This is a genomic window from Frankia sp. AiPs1, assembly GCF_023716945.1.
GTDB lineage: Bacteria > Actinomycetota > Actinomycetes > Frankiales > Frankiaceae > Frankia.
Map to the genome: position 1 here is coordinate 1 of NZ_JAMQQF010000561.1, position 3,953 is coordinate 3,953.

The 3,953-nt window shown below is 73.2% G+C and carries 4 protein-coding genes; all 4 read right to left on the reverse strand.

Annotated features, from left to right (window positions below; translation table 11 throughout):
- A partial coding sequence (locus ND748_RS27295) for a CoA transferase (protein WP_251749078.1) occupies window positions 1-383 on the reverse strand: 383 nt, incomplete at its 3' end.
- Between the two features lie 173 nt (window positions 384-556).
- Window positions 557-2,128: a class I adenylate-forming enzyme family protein gene (locus ND748_RS27300; protein ID WP_251749079.1), complete on the reverse strand. Its 1,572-nt coding sequence runs from the start codon at window positions 2,126-2,128 to the stop codon at window positions 557-559.
- Window positions 2,129-2,321: 193 nt separating this feature from the next.
- Complete coding sequence (locus ND748_RS27305) at window positions 2,322-3,161, reverse strand: hypothetical protein (protein WP_251749080.1); 840 nt, start codon at window positions 3,159-3,161, stop codon at window positions 2,322-2,324.
- A 26-nt stretch (window positions 3,162-3,187) separates the two neighbouring features.
- Window positions 3,188-3,953, reverse strand: a 766-nt coding sequence (locus ND748_RS27310; RefSeq protein ID WP_251749081.1) for a DUF2889 domain-containing protein, incomplete at its 5' end; no start/stop codon positions are given.

Sequence of the window (3,953 nt, forward strand, 5' to 3'; positions counted from 1 at the left end):
GCCGGCAGCCGGCCCCACGGCGGCGCCGGGGCGAGCAGCGGCAGCCACAGGTGGATCAGCTCCGGATACGCGGCGCGCACGCGGTCCGGGTCGAGGCCGTCGCGGTCGAGGTCGTCGGGGGTGCCGTCGACGACGAGCACGTCGGCGGCGCCGAGCAGCCGGCGAAGCTGCGCCACCCCGGCGGGAGTCGTCCGGTCGAGGGTGCACAGCCGCTTGTTGCGGTCCCAGCACAGCGCACCCGGGCCGCCGTCGAGCGGGCCATGCCCCGGCGGGAGTAATCGCACGACGTCGGCGCCCTGGTCGCCGAGGTACATCGCGGCCGTCGCACCCGCGATCGCCCCGCTCGCGTCGAGGACCCGCACCCCGTCATACGCGCCGCCCATCCCGCACCCCTCCCGCCGAAGTCGCCCTGACTGCCACCCTAATTCGTCCATTTCGGCAGCTCAGCCAGTTCTCCACGCTCCATGGACGTGGGTCAGGCGGCGGACAGCCAGGCCGGCTCACGGCCAACCACCACTCGCCTGCACGTCCAGCCGTCTGCCGGTCACCATCCGCTTCAGAAGGCGAGCTGGAGCTGGCGTTTGAGGACCTTGCCCATGGAGTTGCGGGGGAGCTCGGCGACCAGTTCGAGCTGTTCGGGGAGCTTGTAGGGGGCGAGGCCCTCGGCGCGACAGAACGCCACGAGCGCCGCGAGCGTCGGCGCCGGCTGGCCCGGGTCGGGTACGACCACGGCGACGGCGCGCTCCCCCGTGCGGGCGTCGGGCAGCCCGACGACGGCGACCTCGGCGACCGCCGGGTGGCGCAGCACGACCGCCTCGACCTCCAGCGCAGAGATGTTCTCCGCGTTGCGGATGATGATGTCCTTCAGCCGCCCGGTCACGTACAGCCAGCCGTCGGCGTCGACGTAGCCGAGATCGCCGCTGCGCAGGTAGCCGGCCTCGTCGAGGGCGCCCGCGTCGAGGGTGGGATCGGTGTAACCGGCGAACAGCTGCGGGCCGGTCAGCCGCAGCTCGCCTTCCTCCCCGACCGCGGCGAGTGTGTCGTCGGCGCGCACGACCCGCACGCTGACCCCGGGCGCCGGCCGGCCGGCGGTGCGGTCCATCCGGTCGTCCGGGGACCCGGGCGCGGCGTAGCCGACGACGGGATGCTCGGTGAGGCCCCAGCCGTTGCAGATCCCGGCGCCGCCGAGCTCGGCGCGGATCCGGGTGTGCAGGCCCGGTTCGTTGGGCGCCCCGCCGGAGACGCACAGCCGCAGCCGCGGAAACAGCGGCTCGGCGCCGTGGCGGGCCTGCGCGTCGAGGTAGGCGTGGAAGAACGGGGCGGCGCTGCCGAGCATCGTCACGCCGTGGCGGGCGAGCAGCCCCGGGGTGAGCTCCCGGTCGAAGGTCTCCACCAGCACGCCCGAACATCCGACCCGCGCCATGAGGCCCAGCATCCCCGGGCCGCCGATGTGCGCCAGCGGGAACGGGATGGAGGCGACGTCGGCGTCGGTGAACCCGAGCTGGTAGACCATCCCGTTGGAGCTGGCGAGCACCGAACGGTCGGTGTGCCGCACGCCCTTGGGCACGCCCGTGGTGCCCGAGGTGTAGAACGCCCACCGCACCGCGTCACCGGCGGCGTCACCGTCGGCGTCGAGGGGCGGCAGCACGGCCGGATCACCCAGCGGCAACGCGATCGCGTCCGATGCCGCTGCCGGGTCGCAGACGAGGACGCGGGCACCGTGGCGGGCGGCGACCTTCTCCGCCATCGTCCGATGGTCGAACCGGCGGAAGACCTCGGGGACGACGATCCAGCGGGCCCCGAGCTGGCCGACGATGAAGTCGACCTCGGCCTCGCGCAGGACCGGGATGAGCGGGTTCTGCACCGCGCCGAGGCGGGCCAGCGCCGACATGAGCACGGCGGCCTCGATCGTCGTCGGGAGCTGCCAGCTCACCGTCTCCCCCGGGCGCACCCCCAGCTCCCACAGCCCGGCGGCGGCCCGCTCGGCGACATCGCGGAACTGGCCGAAGGTCAGCCGCCGCCCGCCGGCGTCGACGAGCATCGCCAGCTCCGGGGTCGCCCGCGCCCGGCGCTCGATCAGCTCCCACCAGGTGACGGCGTCATTGATGACCGGAACCGGAACCGGCACGCGAAGCACCTCTCGGACTCGATGCGGCTCGGCCGGCGGAACCGACGCAAACGAGATCCCCGAATGACAGAGGAATCCCGGCGCAGGATACGGAGGACACCTATTCGCCGCACGTAGAACGCTATTCTATGAACGCACCGCAAGTATCGTCAATGACGGGACGCCCCGAAACAGCCCGCTCACTCGACGTGTGTCACACCCGGCGGAAGACGGCGCGGGCGACGCTGACGACACGGTCCCCGCGACCCTCGTCGCGCAGGGTGAGCTGCGTCGCGATCCGCTCGGAGCGCCCGCTGACGACCTCGGCCTCGGCCCGGAACGGCCCGGCGACGCCGGGGCGGATGAACATGACGATCCAGCTGTCGACCTGCAGCGCGTCGGTGCCGGCGTGGGCGGCGGCGGCGTCCGTCGCCGCGGCCTCCAGGACGATGTTGATCGGCCCGAGGTGCAGCGCCGCGTGCGGCGAGGACAGCTCCGGGGTGACCTCGGGCAGCCGCCAGAACCCGTCCTGCCCACGGCGCGCCCCGAAGACCTGGTGCAGCGGCGGCAGTGACGGGGAGTCGACGACCGGGACCGGGGGGTTGGGGACCTTCTGGTAGTCCTCGGGGACGTCGCCGAGGCTCACCCCGGTCCCGCACGACACGGCGATCACCCGGCTCGGGTCGTCGGCGTCGACCGTCAGTGACCGGCTGAAGCCCATGGTGCGGCCGAGGTGGATGACGTCGCGGTGCACGACGACACCGCGGACGTCGCGGGCGCTGTCGAGGATGTCGTAGGACATCACCACCGGCGCCGGCACGCACTGGCTGTCCAGCCAGTAGGGCTCGGGCGAGGCGATGCACAGCGGCGCCGCCATGATGCCGCCGGTGGCGTTGCGCATGTCGTGGCGCAGCGGCATCGTCTCCCGTTCGACGGAGCTGTCGAGATCGGGGCTCAGCTTTCCCAGATAGCGGTAGCTGAGCAGCGCCGTCCAGGCCTCCTCGAACTGCTTCCAGTGTTCTTCCGGGGTGACTTCACGAATATCCCTGACCATTCCTGGACGGTACTACAGGGATACCGCTAGGACAGTGCCCCGCAATTCATTCCCCGAATGGCCGCGGCGGCCAGCGCCTCGACGTCGCCGAGGGACCGCAGCAGGTCGTTGAGGTGCGTGCAGGTGGAAATGCCGCGGAAGGCGCCGCCGACCAGCCCGCGCACGGCGCGGACGTCGGTGCCGACGAGACGGTCCGCGCTCGCCCCGGCCAGCGGGCACTCGACCCAGGGCAGCACCCGCGGCTGCGCGGCGACCGTCACGACGGTGAACGTCGCGGCGTCGATCCCGGCGGTCAGGCCGTACTCGTGGACGACGGTCTCGTCGCCGTCGGAGTCGACGTAGGTGTCGCGGAACATCGCGTCGACGTCGAGCAGCCCGTCGTGGGCGGTCAGGTCGAGCCGGCGGCGGCGACGCACCCCGTGCACGCCCAGCGGCGCCAACTCGTGCCAGCCGGCCGGGTCGTCGGGGTCGGCGAGGTCGGGGGCGACGGGGCCGGCCATCGGCGGCAGGCCGCCCTCGGTACGCATGGCGATCATCATCGTGCCGTCGGAGCGCCAGCCCGAGCAGATGTCGGCCTGGGCCATGCCGCCCGGATGCGGTCCGTTCTCGCCGGGCTCCACCGCCCAGGCGTACCCGGAGATGATGACCGCGCCGGGGACGTCGTCGAGCAGCAGGTGCCCCAGCGAGGACGTCTCGGCCGGCAGGGCGGCGGCGATGGCCCGGCGGAACCCGCCGGGCACGCTCGCGCCGACGAGAGCCTCGGCGCCGGGCAGGGGCGGGTCGGCGGTGACG